Consider the following 5,108-nt stretch of genomic DNA (forward strand, 5'->3'; position numbering starts at 1 on the left):
AAACCACAAAATAGTTATGTTACGAGCCTTTTTGCTAGTGGTGTGTCGCGCATTGCGCAAAAGGTCGGTGAAGAAGGTGTTGAAACCGTGATTGCCGCAATGAAGAATGATATAGATGAGCTTAAAAATGAAAGTGCTGATTTAATCTTTCATTTGCTGGTATTGCTAAGAGAAAAAGAGTTATCTTTGCAGGATGTGATCAGTGTTTTGCAAGTAAGAGAAAATAAGCATTAATTTAGGGTTTACGAGATGAAGTTAATCGACTATAAGTATATTGATAGCTTTAAAAGCCTTAAGCTATATCAAATTTTGCTACCATTTAGATTCGGGGATAAATTGGTCAAAGTTATTTTTGTCTTATGGCTGTTTGGTATGTTAGGGCTAATAATCAGTATATTTGTAAACAATCCATGGCTGAAGGTAACTTTGTTAGTAATCTTTTTGGCATTAACATTTACATACATATTTTACTTGAATAGAAATATAGCTCTCTATTATAAGCTAAATGGGAACATGCTTTTGTTATATAAAAGGGAAAGGCTATATTGGCGTAGCACAAAATATTTAATGTTTTATGAGAAGCATCCTGATTTACTAGATAACCCAGAGTATTTAATCGAACTTGCCAATAGAATCACAAAGGAAGCGGAGTATAAAAAGCTTCAAATACTGCAACATCCAACTCTTTCAGTTGTGGCTGCTATATTTTTTGTGATCTTAGGCGCCTTTTTTGACAAATTAACTTTTAATATGATTTTACAAGCTCTGATTTTTCTAACGATATGTTTGTACTTTCTGTGGTTATGGGTAGGTTCATTTAGAACTGAAGAAGCAAAACTCAACGACTTCAAACTTATATTACTTTGGGGTGAGCAAAATGCCGAAGAGCTAAAAGAGCTTTTTGGGAAAATGGAAAAGAGAAACAAGAAAAAACAAAACCATTAAGTTTGAGTTAAGTTTAAAAGCCTACACTACCAAACAGCTGATCGAAGATGTTTTTCCTCTCCTCAACTGTTTTCATATTTCGATCAGCAATATTTCAACATTCCGACATTCCAAAATTTCATTATTAATCTTAAAACGTCCTTTATTTATTTGTTTTTTGATCTATATTTTGCCTTGAGCGGGCAAATATGTGGGGCGATGATATGTCGGATTATCAGCAAAATACAGCGTTATTAGCGCTAATACAAGCAGCCAGTTTATATCAGGTGGCATTAGATCCTAAAACAATTTTTCATCAGTTTGCTGTGAATGGTATATTTGGGTATAAAGCATTGATGCGAGCACTTAAAGCCAATGATTTTCATGCCAAAGAGATCAGCTGCGATATGGTGGATATTAAGTCATCTACTCTACCTGCGATTATTGTTGGCAAAGATGATTATTTTGTTTTGGTCGGTGTTAATGATCAGAAAGAGTATCTTGTGATTTTAGCTAATAGCAATGAGCTGATAAGTTTATCATCAGCTGAATTTAGTCAATTATTTAATGGTAAAGTCATATATCTTAATCCTAAAAATAATAAGTCAAAAGATAAGGCATTTAATATTAAGTGGTTTATTCCGGCACTATGGAAATATAAACACGTCTTTCGTGATGTGCTTATTGCGTCATTTTTCTTGCAGTTATTTGCTTTGGTAACACCACTATTTTTCCAGGTGGTGATGGATAAAGTGGTTGTGCATCAAGCTTTAACTACATTGGAGATATTAGCCATTGGCTTTGTGGCAGTGAGTATTTTTGAGGTAATCTTAGGTGCAATTCGTACTTATTTGTTTGCGCATACGACAAGTCGCGTTGATGTTGAGCTTGGCACGAAACTATATCAGCATTTGTTAAGTTTGCCTCTTGCCTATTTTGAGGCGAGACAAGTGGGATTAAGTGTTGCACGTGTCAAAGAGCTTGATAGTATTCGTGAGTTTTTAACCAGTAGCGCATTGACCTTGATAATTGATCTTGGCTTTACTTTTATCTTTTTCGCGGTCATGTGGTTTTATTCAGCCAAATTGACATTAATCGTATTAGCAACCATTCCTTGTTATATTATCTTATCCCTTTTGATTACCCCAATACTAAAAGCGCGCCTTGATCAAGCATTTAAAGAAGGTGCTAAAAATCAAGCGTTCTTGACTGAGTCATTAACTGGAATTCAAACGGTTAAATCATCAGCGATTGAGCCACAAATGCAACATAAATGGGAAGATAATTTGGCAAGCTATGTGCGCACCAACTTTCGCGCGCGCAACTTAAGTAATATCACTTCGCAAATTGCACAATTTATTAGCAAGATCACGACACTTTTGATTATTTTCCTAGGGGTTAACTTAGTGATTTCAGGAGACTTAACCATTGGTCAATTGATCGCTTTTAATATGCTCGCTGGACGTGTTACCAGTCCTATTTTAAAAGTGGTGCAATTATGGCAAGACTTTCAGCAAGCGCGCATTTCATTGAAACGTTTGGGTGATATTTTAAATACCACAGCGGAAGGATCAAGCGTAAGCAATAATCAGCAATTAGCCCAATTATCTGGCGATATTGAATTTAAAAACCTAACATTTCATTATGGTATCAATACCCCTGCGGTATTAAAAGAGATTAGCTTCAACGTTCAAGCCAATCAATCCGTTGGTATTGTTGGTCGTTCAGGTTCAGGCAAAAGTACATTAGCAAAACTCTTACAAAAGCTTTACCTACCGCAATCAGGCAGTATTTTACTCGATGGTGCTGATATATCAGCATTAAGTGCTGTATGGTTAAGGCAACAGATCGGTGTGGTGTCACAAGAGAGCTTCTTATTTAATCGCAGTATCCGTGAGAACATTGCGCTGACGTGTCCTGGGTCGTCTCTAGATGTAGTAATCAATGCAGCTAAATTATCAGGAGCAGATGAGTTTATTGTCAAATTAAAACATGGTTATGATACGATCGTAGAGGAGCAAGGTGCTAATTTCTCTGGTGGGCAAAAACAGCGTATTGCCATCGCCAGAGCATTGATCAATGAGCCTAAAATACTTATTTTTGATGAGGCAACATCGGCTTTAGATTATGAATCTGAGCGCATGATTCAGCAGAATATGCGAGAAATCACCCATAATCGTACGGTGTTTATTATTGCTCACAGACTATCAACGGTGATGCATTGCGATAAGATTATCTATCTTGAGGCAGGTAAAGTGGTGGAAGAGGGAAGCCATGATGAACTGTTAGCATTGGATGGTCATTATGCCACGCTTTATCATGCGCAATTTGCAAACACAAGGGGATAATGATGAGAAACTTATATCACAAAATTGTCCAATTGTATCAGCGATTGGTACGATGGCAAGACAGGCGCAATCAGCAAAAGGATGCGTTAAGTTTTTTACCCCTAGCACTTGAGATTGAAGAAAGACCACCGCACCCCTTAGCGCGCATTATGATGTGGCTTTTGGTTGTATTGATCGTTATTGCTGTATTATGGGCATGCTTTGGCAAAATGGATGTTGTTGTCAGCGCACAAGGTAAGGTCGTGCCCGAAGCACAAGTTAAATCGATTCAACCGTTAGAGAAAGGGGTGATTAAAACGATTTTGGTGAAAGATGGTCAGTTAGTAACAAAAGGGCAAGTATTGATTGAGTTAGATCAGCGGGTTACTCAGGCTGATATTGAGAATATTACGCAACAGCGCAAAGTGGTGTACTTTATGTTAAAAGAATATCAGAGCCTTTATCAGTTATTACAGTTAGCAATGAAGGATGAATTAGCAAAAAAGGATATTGATGAGCTGTTGTTTACACCAGGATTAACGCCAACAGAAAGAGATGCTTTGATTGAGCTGATATGGCGTAAATGGCAGGCTTATAGTGCGGATATTGATTATCTTGTGGCTGAGATCAATGCCGCCAAAGCGGAGAAAACAGCGCTTGAAATGCAACTTGAAATGCTTAATAAAACACTACCGATTATTACGGAACAAAATAGCATGTACCAAACACTGCATCAAAATGACTATGGCTCAAAAGCCGATATGTTACAAAGTCAAAAAGCAGTGATTGAGACCGAGCAAGCATTAGCACAACACAAGGCAACAGTAGCGCAATTAACTGCAAATATTAGCAGTAAAAATAGTGCGCTTATGCGTGCTAAAGCGGATTATTTAGCGCAAGTGTTAGAGCAGATCGAATTAAATCAAAAGGATTTTAAGAGTCTAAGCAATGAGCTTAATAAATATCAACTAATGCAACAGGCACAGAGTCTAAGCGCGCCATTATCAGGCTTTGTCCAGAGCTTGTCTGTGCATACTATTGGTGCGGTGGTGACGCCTGCTCAAGTATTAATGCAGATTATTCCAAAAGATAGTCCACTAGAAATCAATGCCATGATCTCAAATAAAGATATTGGCTATGTGCATGAAGGGCAAGAAGTACAAGTTAAAATCGATACGTATCCCTTTACTGAATATGGTTTATTAATCGGTGAGATCGTTGAAATAAGTGACGATGCGATTGACGATCAACAGTTGGGATTGGTCTTTAAAGTTGTTGTGAAACTTGATAGCACGACATTATATAAGCAAGCAAAAGAGTTTAGCATTCGCTCAGGCATGACGGTGACCGTTGAGGTGAAAACTGGCGAAAGACGAATTATTGAATATTTCTTAAGTCCTTTAACTAAGGCGTTTAAAGAAAGCTTGCATGAACGGTGATTGTGGGTGCAGGAGTGAGCGTTTGATAATGGAAAATCTTTATAATCGCTTGAATCTGATAAGGCGTCTTGGTTAGAAGAGTTAATATCCAAAGGACCATCTCGTTCCCTGAGCGACGCTCCCTGAGCAAAGTCCATCTTACGCTCTGAGCAAGGTCTATATTGTCCTTTGAGCAAAGCCTATCTCGAGACCTGAGTAAATTTCCCCCCATTCCCTGAGCGAAGTCGAAGGGATAAACAAAAACGTATATGGACTTCGACTTACGCTCAGCCCACGGTTACGGAGTATAGTTACGAACAATATTTTTGCGTGCAATCCGATGATGGTTAAGCAGAAAATTTCAAAAAATCAAGAATGAAATTTGATCTTTGAAAATAATGGTCTAGGCTTAATCTGAGGCAACTCTATTTTATCCCCC

The 5,108-nt window shown here is 37.8% G+C and carries 4 protein-coding genes; all 4 read left to right on the forward strand.

The window, feature by feature from the left end; all coding sequences use genetic code 11:
* Positions 1-234 (forward strand): phosphoribosyl-ATP diphosphatase (gene hisE, locus ACY10D_RS06705; RefSeq protein ID WP_486999988.1); only part of this gene is annotated, 234 nt, incomplete at its 5' end.
* 15 nt (positions 235-249) lie between these two features.
* On the forward strand, positions 250-945 hold the full coding sequence (locus ACY10D_RS06710; protein WP_486999989.1) for a hypothetical protein: 696 nt from the start codon (positions 250-252) through the stop codon (positions 943-945).
* A gap of 203 nt (positions 946-1,148) precedes the next feature.
* Entirely contained in the window at positions 1,149-3,272 is a 2,124-nt protein-coding gene (locus ACY10D_RS06715) for a type I secretion system permease/ATPase (protein WP_486999990.1), read from the forward strand.
* 2 nt (positions 3,273-3,274) lie between these two features.
* Positions 3,275-4,690, forward strand: a complete 1,416-nt coding sequence (locus ACY10D_RS06720; protein ID WP_486999991.1) for an HlyD family type I secretion periplasmic adaptor subunit — start codon at positions 3,275-3,277, stop codon at positions 4,688-4,690.
* Positions 4,691-5,108: the final 418 nt, after the last annotated feature.

The sequence above is a fragment of the Cysteiniphilum sp. genome (assembly GCF_057495195.1).

Bases quoted from the DNA above. Each gene is read 5' to 3' on its own strand.
- ACY10D_RS06710 (WP_486999989.1), top strand. From the start codon at position 250: ATGAAGTTAATCGACTATAAGTATATTGATAGCTTTAAAAGCCTTAAG.
- ACY10D_RS06715 (WP_486999990.1), top strand. From the start codon at position 1,149: ATGTCGGATTATCAGCAAAATACAGCGTTATTAGCGCTAATACAAGCA.
- ACY10D_RS06720 (WP_486999991.1), top strand. From the start codon at position 3,275: ATGAGAAACTTATATCACAAAATTGTCCAATTGTATCAGCGATTGGTA.